General features: G+C 36.3%; 19 protein-coding genes and 1 other RNA gene. 11 read left to right on the top strand and 9 right to left on the bottom strand.

The features are described from left to right. Window positions 1–18: 18 nt before the first annotated feature. Window positions 19–1,056, bottom strand: coding sequence for a type IV pilus twitching motility protein PilT (locus OZX61_RS08955; protein ID WP_277094598.1), 1,038 nt, complete (start codon window positions 1,054–1,056; stop codon window positions 19–21). A gap of 105 nt (window positions 1,057–1,161) precedes the next feature. On the opposite strand from OZX61_RS08955, the gene OZX61_RS08950 reads away from it, so the two are divergent. Continuing rightward, complete coding sequence (locus OZX61_RS08950; protein ID WP_277094597.1) at window positions 1,162–1,845, top strand: YggS family pyridoxal phosphate-dependent enzyme; 684 nt, start codon at window positions 1,162–1,164, stop codon at window positions 1,843–1,845. A 13-nt stretch (window positions 1,846–1,858) separates the two neighbouring features. Then, on the top strand, window positions 1,859–3,256 hold the full coding sequence (locus OZX61_RS08945) for a DHA2 family efflux MFS transporter permease subunit (protein ID WP_277094596.1): 1,398 nt from the start codon (window positions 1,859–1,861) through the stop codon (window positions 3,254–3,256). Here OZX61_RS08945 and OZX61_RS08940 read toward each other — a convergent pair. Beyond that, a complete protein-coding gene (locus OZX61_RS08940) occupies window positions 3,253–6,846 on the bottom strand; it encodes an AAA family ATPase (protein ID WP_277094595.1) in 3,594 nt (1,197 codons plus the stop codon). The genes OZX61_RS08945 and OZX61_RS08940 overlap by 4 nt on opposite strands. Before the next feature lie 3 nt (window positions 6,847–6,849). Continuing rightward, window positions 6,850–8,115 carry an exonuclease subunit SbcD gene (gene sbcD / locus OZX61_RS08935; protein ID WP_277094594.1) on the bottom strand — a complete coding sequence of 422 codons (1,266 nt, stop codon included), beginning with the start codon at window positions 8,113–8,115 and terminating at the stop codon, window positions 6,850–6,852. Between the two features lie 120 nt (window positions 8,116–8,235). On the opposite strand from sbcD, the gene OZX61_RS08930 reads away from it, so the two are divergent. Then, window positions 8,236–8,709, top strand: coding sequence for an OsmC family protein (locus tag OZX61_RS08930; RefSeq protein ID WP_277094593.1), 474 nt, complete (start codon window positions 8,236–8,238; stop codon window positions 8,707–8,709). Between the two features lie 140 nt (window positions 8,710–8,849). On the opposite strand, the gene OZX61_RS08925 is transcribed toward OZX61_RS08930, so the two are convergent. Next, a complete protein-coding gene (locus tag OZX61_RS08925) occupies window positions 8,850–9,029 on the bottom strand; it encodes a hypothetical protein (RefSeq protein WP_195771115.1) in 180 nt (59 codons plus the stop codon). A gap of 558 nt (window positions 9,030–9,587) precedes the next feature. Here OZX61_RS08925 and OZX61_RS08920 point away from each other — a divergent pair. Beyond that, window positions 9,588–9,992 (top strand): ABZJ_00895 family protein, encoded by a 405-nt coding sequence (locus OZX61_RS08920; protein WP_277094592.1) that lies wholly within the window; start codon window positions 9,588–9,590, stop codon window positions 9,990–9,992. On the opposite strand, the gene thiO is transcribed toward OZX61_RS08920, so the two are convergent. Both thiO and hemB read right to left on the bottom strand, forming a co-directional pair. Further along, the gene (gene thiO / locus OZX61_RS08915; protein ID WP_277094591.1) at window positions 9,966–11,084 is read right to left on the bottom strand and encodes a glycine oxidase ThiO; all 1,119 of its coding nucleotides are present in this window, start codon (window positions 11,082–11,084) and stop codon (window positions 9,966–9,968) included. The two genes, OZX61_RS08920 and thiO, sit on opposite strands and share 27 nt — an antisense overlap. 9 nt (window positions 11,085–11,093) lie before the next feature. Further along, window positions 11,094–12,107 carry a porphobilinogen synthase gene (gene hemB, locus OZX61_RS08910; protein ID WP_277095650.1) on the bottom strand — a complete coding sequence of 338 codons (1,014 nt, stop codon included), beginning with the start codon at window positions 12,105–12,107 and terminating at the stop codon, window positions 11,094–11,096. Between the two features lie 460 nt (window positions 12,108–12,567). Between hemB and OZX61_RS08905 the strand changes: the two genes are divergently transcribed. From OZX61_RS08905 to OZX61_RS08890, 4 genes are all read left to right on the top strand, one after another. Beyond that, window positions 12,568–13,716 (top strand): HlyD family efflux transporter periplasmic adaptor subunit, encoded by a 1,149-nt coding sequence (locus OZX61_RS08905; protein ID WP_195771118.1) that lies wholly within the window; start codon window positions 12,568–12,570, stop codon window positions 13,714–13,716. Window positions 13,717–13,722: 6 nt separating this feature from the next. Then, window positions 13,723–15,246, top strand: coding sequence for a DHA2 family efflux MFS transporter permease subunit (locus tag OZX61_RS08900; protein WP_195771119.1), 1,524 nt, complete (start codon window positions 13,723–13,725; stop codon window positions 15,244–15,246). 54 nt (window positions 15,247–15,300) lie between these two features. Further along, window positions 15,301–15,660, top strand: a transfer-messenger RNA (tmRNA) gene (ssrA, locus tag OZX61_RS08895). Window positions 15,661–15,833: 173 nt separating this feature from the next. Further along, window positions 15,834–16,979: a tyrosine-type recombinase/integrase gene (locus OZX61_RS08890; protein ID WP_277094590.1), complete on the top strand. Its 1,146-nt coding sequence runs from the start codon at window positions 15,834–15,836 to the stop codon at window positions 16,977–16,979. 9 nt (window positions 16,980–16,988) lie between these two features. Here the strand turns inward: OZX61_RS08890 and OZX61_RS08885 are convergent, their stop codons facing one another. Beyond that, window positions 16,989–17,888 carry a hypothetical protein gene (locus OZX61_RS08885; RefSeq protein WP_277094589.1) on the bottom strand — a complete coding sequence of 300 codons (900 nt, stop codon included), beginning with the start codon at window positions 17,886–17,888 and terminating at the stop codon, window positions 16,989–16,991. A 465-nt stretch (window positions 17,889–18,353) separates the two neighbouring features. On the opposite strand from OZX61_RS08885, the gene OZX61_RS08880 reads away from it, so the two are divergent. Then, window positions 18,354–19,226 (top strand): inovirus-type Gp2 protein, encoded by an 873-nt coding sequence (locus OZX61_RS08880; RefSeq protein WP_277094588.1) that lies wholly within the window; start codon window positions 18,354–18,356, stop codon window positions 19,224–19,226. A gap of 62 nt (window positions 19,227–19,288) precedes the next feature. Here the strand turns inward: OZX61_RS08880 and OZX61_RS08875 are convergent, their stop codons facing one another. After that, window positions 19,289–19,906 (bottom strand): DUF805 domain-containing protein, encoded by a 618-nt coding sequence (locus tag OZX61_RS08875; RefSeq protein ID WP_277094587.1) that lies wholly within the window; start codon window positions 19,904–19,906, stop codon window positions 19,289–19,291. Between the two features lie 22 nt (window positions 19,907–19,928). Further along, window positions 19,929–20,300, bottom strand: a complete 372-nt coding sequence (locus OZX61_RS08870; protein ID WP_196337760.1) for a hypothetical protein — start codon at window positions 20,298–20,300, stop codon at window positions 19,929–19,931. Between the two features lie 553 nt (window positions 20,301–20,853). Between OZX61_RS08870 and OZX61_RS08865 the strand changes: the two genes are divergently transcribed. Next, complete coding sequence (locus OZX61_RS08865; RefSeq protein ID WP_277094586.1) at window positions 20,854–21,144, top strand: hypothetical protein; 291 nt, start codon at window positions 20,854–20,856, stop codon at window positions 21,142–21,144. Window positions 21,145–21,156: 12 nt separating this feature from the next. Next, entirely contained in the window at window positions 21,157–22,191 is a 1,035-nt protein-coding gene (locus OZX61_RS08860; protein ID WP_277094585.1) for a DUF932 domain-containing protein, read from the top strand. The last annotated feature ends 38 nt before the right edge of the window (window positions 22,192–22,229 follow it).

Genomic DNA, 22,229 nt, shown 5'->3' with positions numbered 1-22,229 from the left:
GTTTTTCACACCTATCGCTTAATAGAATGATTCAGGAGTTTTAGCAGCGGATTGTGCTGCCTGTTTAGTAATCAGACCTTGGGCAACGAGTTTTTTTAGACTCTGATCAAGTGTAATCATGCCTTGTGCTGAGCCTGTTTGTATTGCCGAATACATTTGAGCAACTTTATTTTCACGAATAAGGTTACGAATTGATGGAACACCAAGCATAATTTCGTGGGCAGCTACACGACCACCGCCTGTTTTTTTCAGTAATGTTTGTGAAATAACAGCTTGTAATGACTCAGAAAGCATTGAACGAATCATATCTTTTTCTTCTGCTGGGAAGACATCTACAATACGGTCAATCGTTTTTGCAGCAGAGGTCGTATGGAGTGTACCTAATACAAGGTGCCCCGTCTCTGCAGCACTTAGTGCTAAGCGGATTGTTTCTAAATCACGCATCTCACCTACAAGAATAATATCTGGATCTTCACGCAATGCAGAACGTAGAGCAGGTGTAAACCCATGTGTGTCGCGGTGTACTTCACGTTGGTTAATTAGGCATTTTTTTGATTCATGTACAAATTCGATTGGATCTTCAATAGTTAAAATATGCTCGTAGCGGTTTTCATTAATATAGTCGAGCATTGCTGCAAGTGTTGTCGATTTACCAGAACCTGTTTGTCCTGTCACTAAAATGATTCCACGAGGAGTATCGCAGAGCTTTTTAAAAATCTCTCCCATGCCTAAGTCGTCAAGTGTGAGTACTTTAGAAGGAATGGTACGAAATACAGCCCCAGCACCACGATTTTGATTAAAAGCATTCACACGAAAACGAGAAAGGTTTGGAACTTCAAACGAAAAATCAATTTCTAAACGTTCTTCAAAGTCATGTCGTTGTTGGTCATTCATGATGTCATAAACAAGACGATGTACTTCTTTGTGTGAAAGGGCAGGTAAATTAATGCGTCTTACGTCCCCATCTACACGAATCATTGGCGGCAACCCTGCAGATAGGTGTAAGTCAGAAGCTTTATGCTGTACACCAAACGCCAGTAATTCTGTAATGTCCATAGATTATCCCCAATACAATGTTATCAAACGTATAATTCTTATAGAATGATAGCGATTTTCTGAGAATCAGACCAATGCTTTTCTGTTATAAATAGGAAAAATTTCATGTATCAATTTTTAAAAGCAAGGCAAGGTGTTCTTGCACAGATTGAACAGGCTTGTCAGCAAGCACAACGAAATGTGAGTGAGGTACAGCTATTGGCTGTTTCAAAGACACATCCAAGTTCTGCTTTAAACGCAATGTATGAATCTGGACAACGTGCATTTGGAGAAAATTACCTACAAGAAGCATTGCAAAAAATTTCAGATTTAAAAGCACTCGATATTGAATGGCATTTTATAGGTCATGTGCAAAGAAATAAAACCAAACTGCTGGCTGAAAACTTTGCATGGGTTCATGGTGTAGATAGACTTATTATTGCACAAAGGTTATCGCAACAGCGTCCTGAGCAGTTAGCACCGATCAATATTTGTATACAAGTTAATATCGATCATCAAGACAGTAAAGATGGTTGCCACCCAGATGAAGTATTGGCATTAGTGAACGACATTATACAACTGCCCAATATTCACTTACGTGGGCTAATGGTCATACCTGCACCAAATCATACTCAAGCATTTACAGATGCAAAGCAATTATTTGAAAAAGTACGTGAAAATTATCCAAGTTTAACGACTTGGGATACACTGAGTATGGGAATGTCTGGTGATTTGTTGGATGCAATTCAAGCGGGATCAACTATGGTGCGTATTGGTACAGCACTTTTCGGACAGCGTGATTATCAGTAAAGGAATATAAGCGTTGCAACCTCAAACCAAATATATTGCACTTTTAGTGGCACTGACATTTTTTATGGAAAATTTAGATGCCACTATTATCGTAACTGCTTTACCAACCATGGCAAAGACATTTAATGTGATGCCAATCGATTTAAATATTGGAATTAGTGCATATCTATTGGCCGTTGCAACTTTTATTCCTATTAGCGGTTGGCTTGCAGATCGTTTTGGCGCAAGAACAATATTTATAAGTGCAATTGTCCTTTTTACAATCGCCTCTGTCTTATGTGGTTTAAGTAACAGTTTAGAGATGTTTGTTTTTGCTCGCGTACTCCAAGGCATTGGGGGGGCAATGATGGTTCCTGTTGGGCGCTTGGTAGTTATTCGTAAAGCACCAAAAAATGAGTTGGTTCGAGCAATTGCTTATATTACTTGGCCGGGTCTTGTAGCACCTATTATTGGGCCCGCCTTAGGTGGTTTAATTGTTACGCATGTCTCATGGCAATGGATTTTTTACATTAATATTCCTTTAGGAGCAGCAGCGATTTATGCGAGCTATCAATTAATTGAAAATGTAAAAAATAATGATGTTGGTCAATTTGACTTTATTGGATTTACTTTATTGGCAACGGCGTGCTTAAGCGTGATGTATGCCATGGAAAAATTAGGACAACAGCTAGATCAGATGATGCCATATTTGCTATTAGCAGTATTTGGGGTTGCCATTTTTATGGTTGCTATTGCTTATATGAAGCGTATTCAGTATCCATTACTGAAATTTGATGCATTTCAGCAAGAAACATTCTCTGTCAGTATTATTGGAGGTTCAATTTTCAGAATCTCGATGAGTGCGATTCCTTTTCTACTTCCACTTTTGTTTCAGCTTTCTTTTGGGTTAAGTGCATTCCAAGCAGGATTACTCATTTTGACTGTTTTTGTTGGAAACTTAGTCATGAAACCCTTTACTACAAGACTTATGAAACATTTTGGATTTAGGAAAATTTTGATTGTAAATGGAATAATTGGAGCATGTACGATAGCCAGTTCAGCGCTATTTACTCCTCAAACACCATGGATAATTATGATTATACTCATGTTTATGAGTGGTTTAAGTCGTTCTTTACAATTTACGTGTTACAACAGTCTAAGTTTTGCAGATGTATTGCCTAAAGATAAAAGATATGCCACGACCCAATTTAGTTTGTTTTTTCAAATTAGTTTAGGTATTGGGGTTGCACTTGCTGCATTAATTTTGCGTGCAACCATGTATGTGCATGGACATGCACAGGCAGAACTCATCGACTTTCAAATTACATTCTTGATGATTGCTTTCGTGTCGCTATTTGCTTTAATCGATGCTTTTCTTTTAGCAAAAGATGCAGGTGATAGCGTAAGTGGATATCAACATCGTTTAAATTAACCAATAATTTCAATCTGACTGGTGCCTGAGCCCACTGATTTTACTTGAACTTGTACAGGAATACGTTCATGCATTTCTTGTACATGAGAAATTAGAATGACTTTACGTCCTTGGCTTTGCAAACGATCTAAAGCATCCATCACAATGTGCAAGGACGAGGGATCTAAGGTGCCAAACCCCTCATCAATAAATAAAGACTCTAAACGCATGGCGCCAGAGGCCATATTTGCAATTGCTAGTGCAAGTGCTAAAGATACTAAGAAAGTTTCTCCGCCTGAAAGGGAGAGTACAGGACGAACTTCACTATTCATCTCATGGTCGATAATTGCAAGTCCTAAGCTGTGTTCAATACGTTTAAGCTCATAGCGTGCAGATAATGGTTGTAATTGTTGATTTGCATATTCAATTAGAATATCTAAATGATGTTCTTGTGCAATTCTTCTAAATTTAGCTCCATCTTTACTGCCAATTAGCTCAGAAATTTTACCCCATCGATTGACCTGTTGCTGAAGTTCTTCTATGTCTTTTGCATAATGTTTTTGTTGTGCGATTGCTTGTGCATTACTCATTAATTTGGCATTTATTTCATCGCGTGAATGGCTCAGTGTTCGAATTATTTCTTCATTTTCTCTCAGATACTCATCAAGACGATGGAATTCGTTACTAGGCTTCTTTTGCTGATGAATCAGGTAACTTTGTTTGGTTTGATCATATTCAGTTTCATAACGAATATGTTGTTGCTGAATATCTTGAATATGCTGTCTAAGCTCTTGAATCTCAGTAGGCGTAGTTTTTAGGCAGTAATCAATTAAAGCATCATCAAAGACAGGATGCGCTTGTTGCCATCGTATTTGTTTTTCTCGCTGTTCTTGTTCATAGGTTTGCCACATTTCTAGATTTTGTTTAAGTGATGTGAGTTCATGCTGTTGGGTGTGGTATAAGTGCTCAATTTCTGAAAATTGATTTTTAATATTACGATATTGTGCATTGAGCTGATTTTTATGATCGTATAAGTACGTTTGCCAATCTTTTATGGTTGCAAATGTAATAGTTGAATGCCTTTGAATGAGTTGATTAATCTGATCTCTAATATCTAAACCTTGTTGTTTTGTACCCAGTAGTTTTTGCTCTAACGCTGTACATTCTGTATCGGTGGTTGTTTGTTGATGCGTGAGTAATTGTTTTTTATGCACTAATGTATCAATTGACTGCATACATTGTTGATAACTTTGTTGAGTATGATGAAGTTGTTGAACACTTAAAATATAACGATTTATACAATCTAACGGAGCTTGTTTCCATTGATTTTTTTCATTGTCTGTTAACAGATGTCTATCTATAAATTGAACTAATTTTTCGAACTGCTCAATTTGATAGATAATATTTGCTTCTTGATTTTGTTGCTTAAGTTCCTGTTTAAACGATATTAAAATTTCTTCTTCTGCCTGAAGGGTGATACTCAGGTGCGAAAGTGTAGATTCCAATATATTAATTTCATACTCAAGTACAGTATATGACTGCTCTAAGGAGAACTCTAATGTTAATTTTTTAAAGAGTTCTTCAATTTGATTCCAATGTTCAATTTGATCATTATTTGCTTTGATCATGTCATTTCTTAGATGATGAACGGTATTTTCTAAGCGTAAATAATATTGCTGACTGGTCTGCCATTGCGTAAAAGCATAATCCTTACGTTGTCTCGCTTCTTCTTCTTGCTGTTGATGAATGCTATTTATCGCATCCTCTAATAGTGATTTTTGTTCAATGTAAGGATGTGCTTTACTTCCACATACGGGGCAAGGATTATCTGTGGTTAATGCAGCACGTAGGCGAGTGATATGTTCTGACTGAATTAGCTTTTGTTCATTAATTATTTTTTGCAGCGTCGTCAGTTCCTGCTCAGCATTTGTAAAGGTTTCGTGACTTTTCTGAACGATTTCTTGTTCAGCTAACAGTATATTTTCTTGTTGTTTAATATCATCTTCTTGCTGCTTAATTTGCTGTTTCTTTTCATTATAATGTTTTAAATGTTGATAGAGTTGTTCAGCCAGTTGTTTTTGCGATTTTTGTGTGTCATAGACTGCTTGGTGTTGCTGATAATTGGTTTCTAATTGATCTAAGTTGCCATATGTTTTGATCGTTTGTTCGATGTTTCTTTGACGGGTCTCGTAACTTTGTTTGAATTGTACTATGTCAAACGACTCGGATTGCTGTCGATAGATATCTTGCCCAAGACGTTCAATTTCGTAGAGCTTATCGATATTTGCTTTAGGCTCTTCGGCAAGTTTTAAAAGAAACTGATATTTTTCAATATCTAACTCGAATTGTTTTTGTTGTGAAATTAAATTATTTTCTTGAATACTTATATGATTGAGTGCTTCTTCATGTTGTGTTCGTAATTTTGTTTTTTCATGAAGCTCATTTTTGATGTTTTGGTATTGTATTAGATAATGTTCACGCTTTGCATCGAGTTCAAAGCCTTTTTGTAGTTCAGGTTGAAGTTGTTGTAATTGATTTTCATAATTTGAAATATCTTCTTCATATTTTCGTACAAGCGTTTCTTGTTCTAAAAAGCGCTGTTGAGTCTGCTGAAACTGTTGTTTATAGTCAGTATAGTGTTGTCTAGATTGCTCTTGTTGTTGTTTGGCTTTAATCACTTCTTGATAAGTATTTTGTATTTCAGAAAATTCACTGAGATGTTGAAGTTGCTTTTTATACTGCGCTAATTGGGACTTTTCTACTTTTACTTTCTCTAAATTTTGTTCTTGCTCATTTATTTTATTTTCTAAGCGAGTTTGCTCTATGTACCATTGTTTTGCATATTCAAGCTGTTGTTGCTTGAGCTGTATAGCTTTAATCTCATAATCCAATTCGTATTTATTCTTTTCAAAAATCTGTACTTCTTCTATAGATAACAATTGGATATGCTGTGAAAATTCTTGTTTTTTATCAAGTTCGACTTTAATTTCTTTGGTTTTTTCAAAAGCACGCTGGCTAATTAAGCTAAAAATATTTGAATTTGTTAAATATTCGAGTAAGGCAGCCCGCTCATGATCTTTTGCTTTTAGAAAAGCACCCACCTCAGATTGTGCAAGTAATACAGCACGTGTAAATTGTTCAAAGCTTAATCCAATTAAGGATTGGATACACGGATTACATTCTGAAATCTTCTGTGTCAGTACACGATTGTCTTCTAAACAGGTTACAGCGCGGTCGACTTTTAGGTTGCCATTGAGTTTTTTATAAGAGCGACGTATATCCCATCGTGCCCGATACCTTTTTTGATCAAGTGCAATAAATTCGACTTCTGAAAACCCACTAATTGCACCACGGCGTAAGATATGTTTAGTGTCTTTAATGGAAATATCTTGACCACTTACATCTGTTAGGCTACCTAATGCACCATTTAAACGTGGAATTTGATCAAAAAGTGCTAGGCACATTGCATCTAAAAGCGTCGATTTTCCTGCACCTGTTTTACCTGTAATTGCTATCAATCCTGCATTTGCTAAGGGCTGTGATTCAAAATCTATACAGTGTTCGCCTGCAATAGAAGCAAGATTACTTAAGCGTAAGCACAATATTTTCATGAGCTATCCTTCATTCGATGTTGTGTTTTTATGCTGCATTTCTTCAGCTTCATGGAGCAGAGTTAAAAAGTCTTGTTTGACTTGGTTGTCTGTATCGTAGCCCATGTTTTCCCATATTTGCTCAAATAAGCTTTCTGGTGTAGGTGGCTCTAAATCGATTTTTGAAATTGGTTGGTTTTCATCCTCTGATTTAATGACAGGTTTACGCATAATCCTTGTAAGTCGATAGCGTTGCTTAGGTAAAAGTTCTTCGATTTGTTGACGTAAATTGAGGGGAGGCGGTGTATAGCTGTAATATTCAATATCTACAAATTCACGTTCATCTACAGGAAGAGAGCCTTCACTGGGTAGATTTTCTAACTGATGAAAGATTTCTTTTAACTCACCTTTAAGTGCGTGTAACGCTATTGATCTAGGGATAACTAATTTTTCATACGTTATTTGATCTTGTGTGACTTGATTGGGATCAATATGAATATCTAGTACTTGATGTTTGTAATGAAGTTCACTAAAGGATAGTGGAATGGGCGAACCACTATAACGGATGTGTGTATGACCTACTTTTTGAGGCTTATGTAGATGTCCAAGTGCAACATAATCTACATCTTTATGAAAAAGGTCTGTCGAAAGAGCATCTTGGTTTCCAATGACAATACAACGCTCAGAATCTGATTCCTGTCCACCTTGCATATGGGCATGAGACATGACAATGAGTGCTTGTTCGTGTGTTTTACGCCGTTTGGCTTCTTCGATAAGTGTTTTATGGAGATAGCAGATAGCAGATTCATTGTCCTGCGTATGCTCATTGAAGCCTGTAATTTCAGCAGGTCTTAGAAAGGGAAGAGCCACACACCAAGCAACAATAGTTCGGTTTTTATCGTAGATAGGTAAAATGAGATGATCTAAGTTAAGTTGTTTATCTTCTGTCCATTGAATAATACCAACAGCTTTTGCATTATATTTTTCAAGTAAAGGGTCAACTTGCTCGATACGATAGCCTGAGTCATGGTTCCCTGCAATCATGAGGGTTTGCATATGGGGGGCAATTTTATGAGCACGTGCTAGAAACTGATAAAGTTGTTTTTGTGAGGCCGAGGATGGATTAACAATGTCAAAAATATCGCCAGCAATAAGTAGTGCATGTGGTTGTTTTTCTAATATTTGTTTAAGTAACCAAGTTAAAAATTTTTCATGTTCAAAATGGCGGGAGTAGTTATGAAAAAGTTGCCCTAAATGCCAGTCTGAAGTATGAAAAAAATGTACAGTCATGAGTTACTCTTGTCTGAAAGAAAGCTAGCAGAGGTAATTTAACAGAGTTTTTTTAAATATTGAATATTTCTTACAAGAGGTATGCTATAACTGTAGAAAATAGAAGAATATAGGCATGCAATGACCATACATTATTATAATGTTTCTATAACTTGGGAAGGAAACTTAGGTGAAGGAACAACCTCTTATAAAGCATATCAAAGAGATTTTAAAATTACACATCCTCATAAACCTACTATTTTAGGCTCTGCCGATCCTGCATATTTAGGCGATAAAAGCAGATGGAATCCAGAAGACCTGATGCTTTCGGCCGCTTCAGCATGTCACAAACTATGGTATTTACATCTTTGCGCAATCAATGGGATTCATATTGTTGCTTATACTGATGATGCAGAAGCAGAAATGGAAGATTATCACCCTATAAAAAGGGGGCATATTACACAAATCTGTTTGAATCCACGTATCACTTTAAAACAAGGTGCAAACTTAGAGCTTGCAAAGAAATTACATGATTTGGCTCATCATGAATGTATGGTTGCAAACTCGGTGAATTTTCCCATTTACTGCAAACCTATATTTTCTTTTAATACTTAAAAAATAACCGACGTATTATATGTCGGTTTTATTTAAGATTTTGCGCAATAATTATTATATTAGAAATCATATACTTTGATTGTTAAATATAAATGACAATAAAAAAAGAGCCAAAATTGGCTCTTTTTTTCTTTCACGGCTTAACCTACTTTTTTAGGTGCGTGATGATGTTTTTTGTGTGCATGCTTCTTATGGTGCACTTTTTTTGCATGGTGTTTGTGATGTGGTGCTGGTTGTGGTGCAGCAGGCGCAGCCATTGCTGTTGCTGTGAATGCAGTTGCAGTAAGACCAAGTGCTAATACAGATAATATTTTTTTCATAAATTAAATCTCTCGTGAGTAAAGTTGGGTTTAAATCTCGATAAACCTATAATGAACGAAAGATGTGGATTATTTATGGACGAAATATATCAACTTATATTGTCTAAGATACATATCATAGTGGTTCGACAGAACTTAAGTTAAGAGATTTTTATATTATGAAAAAATTAATAAAGAATTAATATTCATCTTTTTTGAATATCTAAGTAAGACGACATCGATAGATTTTATCTAAAAACTTAGCCAAAATGGTAGATATAGAAAAATAAAAGCCAATGATCCGAGTGATGAAGAATCATTGGCTCAAAAAAGTCTTTTCGAGTGGGTTATTTTTAGAATACCCAAGACAAGTCGAGTTTTTATCTCTGACTAAAGCCACTAGATAATCACTTTCTTATCTAGTTTTGAGGCTTTGTACCCTATATAACGTTAGAATTTTTAAATAGGTTGACAAAGAAATCAAAAAAAATTAAAAAAATAAATAAATTTTAAAGTTGGTTCATTTTGAAAATCTCTCTTAAAAAATATTATGCATGGTTTTTATTGTTTTGTTTTCTTATGACTTGCATAAGTGGTGTGTTGGCGACTGTTTTACCACGTGAATTATCACTTGTTTTCATGGTTCTTCCTTATTTGGTCTCGATGATTGCTGTTCTATATTTATTTTTGAAGCAACACCGCCGTGCACCAACAGTTGAAGAGAGAAAAAGATTTACGCTAAGTTTAAATCTTCTTTTTTGGCTATTTAATTTAAGTGGTTTCTTTTTAGGACTACTTTGGACTTCTTTTTCTGAGCCTGAAATTTGGCAATATACAATCAAGATGCTTTTTCAGCCTGCAACGTTAATGATTATCGGCTTATTTTTTATTGTAATTGCATTGCCTTTAATTGCTGTGACATTTTGGTTTTATGGAAAACAGGCTGAACGTATGGCTTTAAAAATGTTTGGTCATAGATACTAGTTGACTGGGTTGGTAGGGGGTTGGGTCTTCAATACAGGGCTGCTTTAATATAAGTTGTCTAAGAAGTCGTGCAGATGCTGCTCCCATACACAGACCGTTACGAAAGTGTCCTGTATTAAGCCAAAGATTACTTAGTTGTGGGTAGGTGCCAATATATGGAATACCAGTTGGAGAGCTAGGACGTAGACCCGTCCATTGTTTAATAATGGGAAACTTTTGTAGCTCAGGAATCATTTCGAAACAAGCATTTAATATATTTTGTTGTGTGTGCATGCAAAGAGCTTTATCAAACCCAATATCTTTCATGCTAGAACCACAAACAATATGACCATCTTTACGTGGAATAAGATACATTACCTCATTCATGCACATGGTAGTTAACCAGTTCTTGGGTGTTTTAAATAAAACCATTTGTCCTTGAATGGGATAGACAGGAATTTGTAGATTAAGCTGAGCGGACCAATTCGCACTCCATGCACCTGTAGCAATAATAGTATGATCATGGGAGTAAATCACTTTTTGCTCATCTTCAATACCAGTCACGTAACTGTCTTGAATATAGAATTTAGAAATCTTAATATTCTCGTGAAATGTAACGTTTGATTGGTGCTTTAAATAATTAATTAAAGACTGTAAAAGACGAGGATTTCGAACATTGGATAATTCAGGAAAAAAGAGTGCTTCTTGAAATTGTTTTGAAACTTTAGGGTTAAGTTTTTGTATGTCTTTTTGCGTTAAGTGCTGACATATTTGCATAGGTTCTTGGTGAGTGTTTGCATAATTTAGCCCAATATCAAAATCCTTTTGGTCAAAAATAAGCATACCAGTTTGTTGTATTTGGAAATCAATTCCTGTAGTAGGAAGAAGTTTCTGATTCCATTCGGTATAGAGTGCTTTTGCGTGTTTTGCTAGTGCATTTACGGGTTGAGGGTATCTCCAAGGATACATGGGCGATAAAATTCCACCACCAGCCCAAGAAGCTTCGCGACCTGCTTGTTGTTGGTCATAGATGTGAACTTCAATACCTTGTTCCGATAGCTCTAGTGCAGACATGAGTCCATTAATGCCTGCACCAATAATTGCAACATTCATGAATTGAAGTTATTTCATTTCTTTTAGTTTGCGTGCAGCATCTTCTGCAAAATAGGTCCAGATACCGTCTGCACCTGCACGGCGACAGCCCAATAAAGACTCTAAAATAACACTTTCTGAAAGCCAACCATTTTGAATAGCACCTGCAAGCATTGCATATTCACCACTCACTTGATATATGAATGTAGGAATACCAAAAGTATCTTTTACTTCACGAACAACATCTAGATACGGCATACCTGGTTTAACAATAACCATGTCTGCGCCTTCTTGGATATCTAATGCAATTTCATGAAGTGCTTCTGCGCGATTTCCAAAATCCATTTGATAGTTATTTTTATTGGCACCTTTTAGGTTCCCTGATGAGCCTACAGCATCACGGAAAGGGCCATAAAAACTAGAGGCATATTTTGCCGAATAGGCCATAATGTTTGTATAGATATGTCCATTTGCTTCTAGTGCGTGTCGAATGGCACCAATTCTTCCATCCATCATATCGCTCGGTGCAATGACATCAGCCCCAGCTTCTGCATGACTTAAAGCTTGTTTTACTAAGCATTCAACAGTTTCATCATTAAGTACGTAACCTGTTTCGTCTGTAATACCATCTTGGCCATGCGTTGTATATGGATCTAAAGCCCCATCTGTAATGAGTACCATTTCTGGTAGTTCTTTTTTGAGTAAGCGGCAAGTTTGCTGTACTAAACCATCTTCTCGCCAAGCTGCTTCGGCAGTCAGGCTTTTGTCTTCCTGTGGTGTTACGGGGAAGAGAGCTAGTTTTGAAACACCTAGTTCTAATAATGTTTCTGCTTTTTTTAAGAGGAGGTCTGCAGATAGGCGCTGAATATTTGGCATACTCGGTATATCTTGTGATTGTTTTTCACCAGGAAGCACAAAGACAGGATAAATTAAATGATCACTCGTCAGGTGTGTTTCTGTTACCATGGATCTTAATTTGTCATTTTTTCGAATTCTACGCATGCGTGTTGCAGGAAAAGCAGGACGATTGAACGTATATGTCATCACAATCTCGATCATCAAGGTTTAAATTGACTGTTATTGTAGACCTTTAGAAAAAAAATTGGGAAAAAATCTCAATTTTCATATATTTGTTATAAATAAGCTGTTTTCTCAGATAATAATATTAAAATCATGCAGTTAAGTTCTGAAAAATAATTTAATTTTAATGTATTATATTATTAATTAAATCGAAGTATTGTTTTAATTAATATGAATTTTATATATAAAATGAATAGCTTATATTGAGCTATAGGTATATTTGTAAAGTATTATAAATATGAAAATTATAAGAATTAACTATTCAATTATTGATCAATAAAATATTAATATTCTCATATTTTGATTTTTTAGTTTAATATTTGCAGTCTAATATCTATGTAAGATACGAAGCAAATCGTGTTTTCAGTACATGCACACACATGATGCAGTATCGCCAAAATAAGAGTGATTTATAGGGTTAAATATGACTGAAGAACAGACTCCCGCTTCTCAGCAAACAGTACAAAAAGCGCCAGCTTCTCAAGCAAAATCAACACGTAAAAAATGGTTATCTATCGTTGCAATCTTATTTATCATTTGTGCAATTATTTATATTGTATGGACCGTGTTCTTTAGTCATGTTGAAGATACAGACAATGCCTATGTGGGTGCAGATACTGCTCAAGTAAGCTCTATGGTTGGTGGACAGGTGAAAAGTGTGTCGGTTGAAGACACGCAACGTGTCAAAGCAGGTGATGTATTGGTTGTGATTGATGATAGAGATGCAAAAATTTCTTTAGCACAGGCAGAAGCAGATTTAGCAAAAGTTAAGCGTCAATATACGCAGACGCAGGCCAATAGTGGTTCTTTATCTTCTCAGATTCAATCGACTCACGATGCAATACAAAGTCAGAAAGCACAAGTGGAAAAAGCGAAAGCAGACTTGGAAAAAGCAACAGCTGATTTTAAACGCCGTCAAGAACTTAGTGCTTCTGGTGCAATTTCTAAAGAAGAATATGCAACGTCACAAAATGCTTTAAATACAGCAAAAGCCAATTATGGTGTTGCTCAGGCTGGCTTATCGCAAGCTGTTTCAAATCAAAAAGTTGCTCAAAGTAATTTAGATGCAAACAATGCTTTAATTAAAGGTTTAGATCAGGAAACTACACCTGATGTACTTGCAGCACAAGCTAAAGTTGACCAAGCGCAACTTAATTTAGATCGTACAGTGATTAAAGCACCTGTTGATGGCATCGTCACCAATCGAAATGTACAAATCGGTCAGACTGTCTCAGTAGGATCTTCGTTAATGCTCGTTGTTCCTGTGAATAAGCTATATGTCGATGCGAATTTTAAAGAAAACCAACTTGCCGATGTAAAACCAGGACAGTCTGTTACGCTTACGTCTGATTTGTATGGTGATGATGTTGTATATCATGGCAAAGTCGTTGGTTTTTCTGGTGGTACAGGCGCAGCATTCGCTTTGATTCCAGCACAGAATGCAACAGGAAACTGGATTAAGGTTGTACAGCGATTACCTGTACGCGTGGCATTAGATGAAAAAGAGCTTGAAAAACATCCTTTGCGTGTCGGTTTATCTATGACTGCAAAAGTCGATTTAAAGTCGAAGTAATTCATCATGAGTAAATTTGTGCCTCTAGGTGATCTCACTGGGAATAAATTATTATTAGCAACACTTGTCTTGGCATTGGCCAATTTCATGGTTGTTGTAGATACAACCATCGCAAACGTTTCTGTTGCACACATTACGGGAAGTTTGGCTGTTTCGACAACACAAGGTACTTGGGTTATTACTTCCTATGCAGTGGCTGAAGCAATTTGTGTACCTTTAACTGGGTGGCTGGCAGGTCGGTTTGGTGCAGTTCGCGTATTTGTATCTTGTTTAATTGGTTTTACATTATTTTCAGTCTTATGCGGATTATCTAATTCTTTAGGGCTTTTGGTATTTTGCCGAATTGGACAGGGTCTATTTGGTGGACCCTTAATGCCATTAAGTCAAACCTTATTGCGCCGTATTTACCCTCCTGAAAAACATGCACAGGCGATGGGAATATGGGCAATGACGACGGTTGTTGGTCCAATTGTTGGCCCAATTCTAGGTGGATGGTTTAGTGATAGTTTTTCATGGCACTGGATTTTCTTTATTAATTTACCTATCGGAATTATTTGTGTTTTTGGTGCATTTAAACTCTTAAAGCCTGCTGAAACTGAGACTCAACTTGTTAAAATTGATGCAATTGGATTGTCTTTGCTTATTATAGCGATTGGTGCTCTACAACTTCTTTTAGATCTTGGTCATGACCATGATTGGTTTTCAAGTAACCTAATTTGTACATTGGCTGTAACATCATTTATTGGCTTTATTATCTTTGTTATTTGGGAACTGACTGAAAAAAATCCTATTGTAGATATTTCTATTTTTCGGCATTCCGGTTTCTCACTTGCAGTTTTAACCATGGGATTTGCTTTCGGCGCCTTTTTTGGAAGCATCGTATTAATACCACAGTGGTTACAAACAAATATGGGGTATACCGCGACATGGGCAGGCTATTTGACGGCAACCATGGGATTGGGAAGTGTGACAATGTCTCCTGTCGTGGCAAAGCTTTCCACAAAATTTGATCAGCGTGGTTTGGCTTGCTTCGGCTTGTGTATTTTAGGTGGTGTCACGTTAATGCGTGCCTTTTGGAACAATGAAGCAGATTTTATGACTTTGGCTGTGCCACAAATTTTACAAGGTTTTGGAGTCCCATTTTTCTTTATTCCATTAACTAATATTGCTTTAGGTTCTGTACTTCCAAATGAAGTTGCAGCGGCTGCAGGTTTAATGAACTTTATGCGTACAATGGGAGGAGCTATAGGCGCTTCTTTAGCTGTAACGGTTTGGGATGATCATGCCAGTATTGCACGAAGTGAAATTGTATCTAATATGGATATAAAGCCGACTTTAAACACTCTTCAACATCAAGGGTTTAGTTATGATACAGCATTAGGCACGATTTCGAACTTAGTAAATAAGGAGGCCTTAACTGTGGCAGCGGATCATGTATTTCTTGTGTTTTCTATGATTTTTCTAGTAGGGGCAATTATTATTTGGTTTTGTCCTAAGCCAAGAAAAATTGAGGGTGGACCCTCACATTAATACCTTAACCTATAGTATTTTTCTTAGAGTATGTTATAATTGCTAGACATACATGGGGATGTTATTGGCTTCGACGCTGGTGATGAAACTCATAGATGCATGCCGAGAGCGCATTTTCTCTCGTAAATAAAATTTGCAATTTTATAGTCGCAAACGACGAATCTTACGCTCAAGTAGCCTAAGGGCTACTAGTCCGCTTATCAGATTACTTGTGGCCTGATAACCCGACAGAAGCGAACGCACACAAGTCCGTATAGAATCAAGCCTTGGGGTTCTATATCAAACTTAAAGGATCGCGCTTTTAACCCTGTTCGTCGGGTCTTTAAGTGCTAAAATAATAGACGATATCTAAGCATGTAGTATTCTGGAGCGTAATGCTGGCGGACGCGGGTTCAACTCCCGCCATCTCCACCAAATTTTTATCCAGTCTCACAAGACTGATTATAAAAAGCCTTTAAATTCAATATTTAAAGGCTTTTTTATTTGCCTATTTATCCGAAGTTATCCGATTGAATATGACCTTGTTTTTGCCTAATTGGGTAAAAAAAGGGAAAATTTACCCAATCAATAATGAAAGGTTCTAGGTGATGGCATCAACACAATTAACAGATAGTCAGTGCAAACAAGCAAAGCCGAAAGACAAGCCTTATCGTTTATCCGATGTAAATGGTCTATCGCTACAGGTTTCTACAAACGGCACAAAATATTGGAATCTACGTTTAACGATTAATGGTGACAGGAAGTCTAAATCTATAGGTAAATATCCAGACATTAGTTTAAAGAAAGCACGTGATATGGCTTCTAGACTTAAAGTCCAATATGCAGAGGATAGCAGTCTGGAATCTCCAAAACCTCAATTTAGTGAAGTTGCCGAAGATTGGTTTGAAAATCAAAAGGGGACATGGTCAGATAAACATATTAGCAATGTTAGGGCGTCTCTAGATGAGTTGTATCTAAGTTTTGGTAATCATGAGATAGATAAATTAACAGCACCTATTATTCTAGAAGCGATTAGAAAAATTGAGAATAGAGGATCTTTGGAAGTTGCGAAGAGAACATTATCAAGATGTGGGATGGTAATGAAGTATGCGATTGCACATAGTTATAGACTAGATAACCCTGCATCAGACTTGGTATATGCATTGAAATCTAGGAAAGTAAAAAACTTAGCATCGTTACAAGCTCAAGACATGCCTGAGTTTCTAAAGAAGGTACGCATGTACCCAAGTGATGCTCAAACACACCATGCAATTATGTTGATTATGCTTACAGGTGTAAGGGTAAATGAGTTACTCAAAGCAACTTGGAGTGAGTTTGATATAGAAAATAGAGTATGGGATATACCAAAAGAACGAATGAAAAATGGTTTACCTCATCGAGTACCTTTAACAAATTTAATGCTTCAAGAGTTGAAAGCACTTAGGTTGACACATAATGAAGAATTACTTTTTCCTCATCGTTTAAATAGCAAGGAATCTATGCGTAGTGAGTCAATTTTACAGGTGATTAAGCGTTCTGGTTACGCAGGTAAGATGACAACTCATGGTTTTAGATCATTGTTTAGTACGGTTTTGAATGAGTCTAATTTGTTTAATTATGATGTTATAGAAAGACAGCTAGCACATGTTCCACAAAACCGTATTCGTGCTGCTTACAATCGTGCTCAATATTGGGAAGAGAGGGTTAAGATGATGGATTGGTACGAAGCTAAGGTTATCGAGTGGATATCTTAAAGCAAAGGCCTAAGCCTTCGCTTTATTCTCTTCTTCCACCTTTTCTAGCTCTAGTTTAATAATTTCAGAGAGTAGTAACTCTTTCTTTGTCCCTTTTAAGCTACTCAATTTTTCCAAATTATCCATAGTTTTTTTATTTAATTTAATGTGATTGTCTTTTGCCTTACTTGCTAAGTAATTTTTTTGTTGCCAAGCTTTTTTGACTCTATGAATATATTTATTATATTCATCAAAATCTTCTAGTCTTTTTATTGATAAATAAGATATTAAACTTGATCTATCATGAACAATATATTTATATTTAATGGATATCAAATCTATATCAACTCCTTCTAATAGAGGTCGTGTAATACCTATTATTTTATGGGTATTGGATTTTCTTGATTTTAGTGTGTTTTCGCCCATCCAACTTATAAATTCTTTATTATTAATATATGATTTTAAATCCTTGTTTATGCTGGTTTTTAATGAATGAATTGTTTTTATATTATTAATTATAATACTCTCTTTTTCACTGATTATCATCTTTGATAAAGATATGAGGAAAATCTTGTTCACCACTTCTTGATTTGGGTTTTTATTATTTATACGCTGTATTAAGTTATATATTGGTATTTCATTGTATTTTATTTTTTGTATGTATGTTTTATATTTTTTAATTTTAAATTTTAAAATATTCTTATGATTTGAAAAAATAAAATCATTTTTTCTTAGTTTTCTAATTAAGAATAATCTAGCTTCACTAAAGCTATTATTAATAATAAATTCAGTAAATTCATCTTCACTTGGAACATCTCCTAACTCTAATAGATGAATTTCCACGCATATATAAGTTAAAAGAAAAATAAGCTCATCATCAGGTGCTTTTGTTAATAGTGCAACCAATTCATCATCTTTTGTAGTATTCATTCCATTTACTCTTAATTGTAAATTATCCTAATTTATAGGCTAGCATAGTTTGGCTATTTATAGTCATTTTATAGTGATTTTTTAGATAAAAATATAGGGTTTTTATAGAGTTTTTCTTAGTATTTTTTTACATTAAATATGATATATATAAGAATTTTTTAGTATTTATTATTTTAACGCATAACTTTGTCTGAAAAAATAGGTCACTTATATGTAAGGAGGGTAAGTGATTCTTGAGCTTGTTTTTAGTGTATATGGAGAAAACCATTTTTTATTGGTAATGATTGTTGGAGGATTAAGACAGGTTAGACCCAAGTTTTATTGAAGGTTATTAATATTATTAATATCTCATACATCATACTTACTCATCTTATTATGAGTGATATGGAATACCTCATTAGAGGCTATAAATATCTTTATACCTGATTCAGGTCTTCTATGTATTCAGCATAGGAGATACTTAACATGAATAATCAAAGAGAGTCAGATTTACTCATTGAAATTGAGAGTACTACTGAGAGTTGGGTTAAACATGGAATAAAAAGAAATCATCATTTTTATACTAGATGTGCATCACTGTTATTTGATTTTAATGAGATATATGAACCATCTTATAGCTACTTTGGTTATATTAATGCATGGTGTGACTTTATAGAAAATCATGATATTAGAACCTTAAGTTATAGTGAGTTGGTTGATTACATTTATGATGAATATAGTTTAAGTGAGTGGGAAAGGTATTTATCATCCTATCGTGATTTACATCAATATGATTTAAAAAGGCATTATGAGAATGAATCAAGAAATCAGAAGTCTCTCGCTAAGAAAATAAGATATGCATTAAATCAATATTCTAAATCTCTAGTCGTTCGTGTAGATCTCGCTTATTCAAAACAAAATAATCATATCGATATTGAGACATTCTATGAGGATATTCGTGAGTTACGAAAACACTTAAGTCAGCGTAAAGGGTTTCTAAAAGACTTGGTAGACTATGCATGGGCATTAGAGCAGGGGTCGGATAAAGGCTATCACTGTCATGTGCTAATGATCTTTAATGGGCATAAAGTACAAAGTGGTTGGGGCGTTGCAAGCAAGCTTGGTCAAGTATGGATTGAAGATATTACTTCTAAGCAGGGAAGTTATTTTAACTGTCATGACTCCAAGCAAGTTGCACGTTATACCGATCTAGGAATATTAGGTATTGGACGAATTTATCGAAATGACATTGAGGCATGTGAGCGTTGTGAGAAAGCAGTAAGTTATCTCACTTGTCCTGAGAAAGAAGAGCAGTATTTAAGGGTTAAATGCACTAAGAGAATGCGTACTTTTAATTAGTGGTTCTTGGATGAGGACATGGAAAGATATCCTTACCATTCCATGTCTTATTACTTAAGGGTTTATTGTGGAGGTGGCCCATAGAGGTTTTCTTCAGTTGAGCCTTTTGAAACTGCCCAGTAGAGTATGACTACACTTCCAAGTAATGGAACAGCAGAAACCAGTACCCACCATCCTGAGCGGTTAATGTCATGTAAACGTCGGACGGTCACGGTAATTAAAGGAACAATGAAAACGATCAGAGCAATGTTAAAAAGCATTTCATGTATTCTGTCTGTAAAGATGAATATCAGTGTGGCACACAATTGGAAATACCAATATTCAGGGCGTGCAGCACGACCATTGATATCAAAAGACTTTTTAAAACAAGTCCAGACTGACTTTTGATATTCATCAAGAATCGCTTGAAATTTATTTGTCTCAGCCTGTGCAGTATCTTTTGTTTGACCGTTTGATTCTGTCTGTGGGTTTTTGATTGATGTACTTGTACTTGGCGTCACAACAAAGTAAATATTGATTGCGTTGCCTGTCTCTTCATCAACCTCAAAATCAACATGTTGCCCACGTTTAGGGTGGAGTTGTTCTTTCCATTGATCACCTGTGAAGTGATATCTTTTTTCATCTAGGGTAATGATCCCTTTGTTGCTTTGTACCGAGAAATCTAAAACTGTACCTTTCATGATCATTTATCCATTCTTATTGTTAAAAATTAAAGGTGTAGCTACCTTGATCTGTATCTACAACGACTTCTTTTACTTGTGTGTCTTGGCAACGTAGGCTCGCTTGTCTTGATTGCCCGAATTTGAGATATGAACTGCCATTGTTTCCAAGCCAAGATGAGACTGAACAATTACCGCGATTAATGGATACATGAAAGATAGAAACATGATCTACGACGGATTGAATGTTGAGATAGCTAATGTATGGAAAAGGGTAGTATTCATTGGGTGCTTCTTCGGTACTAAAGCTGAGTTCGACGGGGGCTTTATCTGAAGCAGATGAATCATTGTTATCGTTACTGCTGCATGCACTCAGCGCAAAGAGTACACATAGACTTAAAACTATTTTAGTCATGGCTTATCCCTACCTTAAACGGCAGTTGTATTTGATTGTTGTATGTTTTAGAGATGAGAAATCAGTACAGATTCAAGGCAGAGATAAGGGTTTTAAGTTGTTGGGTATGGGAATAAGCGTGATAGATGTTTGCATGAGATTTGATCCTGTATGTTGTTCAAATTCTGCCGATCACTCACTGTCAATTGAGATGGTGGCAGAACGAAAGAGGGTTGACAGACTGGACATACAGAAACCAGCACGCACGAAGGCGTCCCCCTCCCGTTCTACCGCAAAGGGGGACGAGAAGGTGTTCGCACAAGTGTGATACTCAGGAGTACTTTCACCTGATGCGCTGTATGATCGGTCTGTCAAAACCGTCTGGCAATGTAGGCCAGCGAGCTAATGATAATCGGAGCAGTTTTAATCGTCAATTCAGATCTGTGCTATTTTGGGTTATGTATTGCTTTTGGACGAATTAAAAAATATTTTAGATATATATCATCTAGATGAGAAACATCTTTTCTTTGTTGGAGAGATGACCATTCTATATATGATCTAGAGGTTTTTTATTATGAGTATTTATTGTCCTTATTGTGATTCCATCCGTGTGAGTCGTGCAGTACAACCGACAGCATCAGAGCAACACAATACATCATCGCTTTCATCAGCAGCTTCTTTTGCCACCATTGGTGCATCTTTATCGAAAACAGTACCATTAGGGATTACTCCTTTATTTGGCGGTATTGCAGGTGCAGTTGTAGGAAGTGTACTTGGTGGTGTGTTTAGTGACCCTCAACCTAAAAGACAAGCAAGACCTGTGCAATGTTTTCAATGTGATGATTGTGGTCAATATTTTTATTAAGGAGCAATGAAAATGGCACATCAAGTTGAAAGCATGGCGTATGTTGGTGATACACCTTGGCATGGTTTGGGTGAGCAATTAATGCCTAAGCAACCGATTGAAGTTTGGGCAAAGCAAGCAGGAATGGATTGGCGTATTGAATCATCCAATGTCAGTTACTTTGCTGAGAATGATAAAGCACAGCAAATCATTCTTCCTTATGAGGAGCAACGAGTACTGTATCGTTCAGACACGCATGCACCTTTGTCAGTTGTGAGCCAGCGTTATAAAGAAGTTCAACCATTAGAGATTCTTGAGTTTTATCGTGATCTCACTGAGCAATCAGGTTTTGAGCTAGAAACCGCAGGTGTACTTAAAGGCGGTAAGAAGTTTTGGGCATTGGCACGTACAGGACAAACAACCGCTTTAAAAGGTAAAGATGTCTGCAATGGCTATATCTTATTGGCAACCGCATGTGATGGGACATTAGCGACTACGGCTCAATTTACATCTATTCGTGTGGTATGTAATAACACTTTAGCAATTGCCCTTAAAGGTGCAACGGCTGGTGCAGGGATGGTTAAAGTCCCTCACAGTACGCATTTCGATGCGGAGAAAGTGAAACAGCAATTGGGGATTTCAGTTCGTGCATGGGATGAACATATGTATGAGATGAAACAACTGTCTCAGCGTAAAGTTACACAGCAAGAAGCATCCAATTACTTGAATGCGGTGTTTAACAATACTTCGATGGTCTCTCCCGAAGACAATCTGATTCAGTTCTATCGTCATGTCGCTGAACAAAACCAAGCAAACCAAGATACCAAAGCAGAACCCAATGGTCGTGCGATGAGTAAAGCCATGGAGATGTTTAATGGGCAGGGGCGAGGAGCAACACTCTCTTCAGCAAAAGATACTGCTTATGGTTTGCTCTGTTCCATGACGGAGTTTGTTGATCATGAACGACGTGCCATGAGTAATGACCATCGTTTAGATTCTGCATGGTTTGGAGCAGGAGCGAATCTAAAGCAACGTGCGCTTGAACAAGCAAGAGCATTTGTTGCTTAGTTAGCAAAATTTATCTATCGCACTAAAACACAAAGCCA

This window comes from Acinetobacter sp. ESL0695 (assembly GCF_029392135.1).
In the GTDB taxonomy this organism is placed as follows: Bacteria; Pseudomonadota; Gammaproteobacteria; order Pseudomonadales; family Moraxellaceae; genus Acinetobacter; species Acinetobacter pollinis.
The sequence above is the reverse complement of the archived record's forward strand: the minus strand, read 5'-3'. Positions and strand labels throughout refer to the sequence as shown.

Excerpts from the sequence above, each read along its gene's own strand:
- OZX61_RS08955 (WP_277094598.1), bottom strand. The coding sequence starts at position 1,056 with ATGGACATTACAGAATTACTGGCGTTTGGTGTACAGCATAAAGCTTCT.
- OZX61_RS08950 (WP_277094597.1), top strand. The coding sequence starts at position 1,162 with ATGTATCAATTTTTAAAAGCAAGGCAAGGTGTTCTTGCACAGATTGAA.
- OZX61_RS08940 (WP_277094595.1), bottom strand. The coding sequence starts at position 6,846 with ATGAAAATATTGTGCTTACGCTTAAGTAATCTTGCTTCTATTGCAGGC.
- sbcD (WP_277094594.1), bottom strand. The coding sequence starts at position 8,115 with ATGACTGTACATTTTTTTCATACTTCAGACTGGCATTTAGGGCAACTT.
- OZX61_RS08930 (WP_277094593.1), top strand. The coding sequence starts at position 8,236 with ATGACCATACATTATTATAATGTTTCTATAACTTGGGAAGGAAACTTA.
- OZX61_RS08925 (WP_195771115.1), bottom strand. The coding sequence starts at position 9,029 with ATGAAAAAAATATTATCTGTATTAGCACTTGGTCTTACTGCAACTGCA.
- OZX61_RS08920 (WP_277094592.1), top strand. The coding sequence starts at position 9,588 with ATGACTTGCATAAGTGGTGTGTTGGCGACTGTTTTACCACGTGAATTA.
- thiO (WP_277094591.1), bottom strand. The coding sequence starts at position 11,084 with ATGAATGTTGCAATTATTGGTGCAGGCATTAATGGACTCATGTCTGCA.
- hemB (WP_277095650.1), bottom strand. The coding sequence starts at position 12,107 with ATGACATATACGTTCAATCGTCCTGCTTTTCCTGCAACACGCATGCGT.
- OZX61_RS08905 (WP_195771118.1), top strand. The coding sequence starts at position 12,568 with ATGACTGAAGAACAGACTCCCGCTTCTCAGCAAACAGTACAAAAAGCG.
- OZX61_RS08900 (WP_195771119.1), top strand. The coding sequence starts at position 13,723 with ATGAGTAAATTTGTGCCTCTAGGTGATCTCACTGGGAATAAATTATTA.
- OZX61_RS08890 (WP_277094590.1), top strand. The coding sequence starts at position 15,834 with ATGGCATCAACACAATTAACAGATAGTCAGTGCAAACAAGCAAAGCCG.
- OZX61_RS08885 (WP_277094589.1), bottom strand. The coding sequence starts at position 17,888 with ATGAATACTACAAAAGATGATGAATTGGTTGCACTATTAACAAAAGCA.
- OZX61_RS08880 (WP_277094588.1), top strand. The coding sequence starts at position 18,354 with ATGAATAATCAAAGAGAGTCAGATTTACTCATTGAAATTGAGAGTACT.
- OZX61_RS08875 (WP_277094587.1), bottom strand. The coding sequence starts at position 19,906 with ATGAAAGGTACAGTTTTAGATTTCTCGGTACAAAGCAACAAAGGGATC.
- OZX61_RS08870 (WP_196337760.1), bottom strand. The coding sequence starts at position 20,300 with ATGACTAAAATAGTTTTAAGTCTATGTGTACTCTTTGCGCTGAGTGCA.
- OZX61_RS08865 (WP_277094586.1), top strand. The coding sequence starts at position 20,854 with ATGAGTATTTATTGTCCTTATTGTGATTCCATCCGTGTGAGTCGTGCA.
- OZX61_RS08860 (WP_277094585.1), top strand. The coding sequence starts at position 21,157 with ATGGCACATCAAGTTGAAAGCATGGCGTATGTTGGTGATACACCTTGG.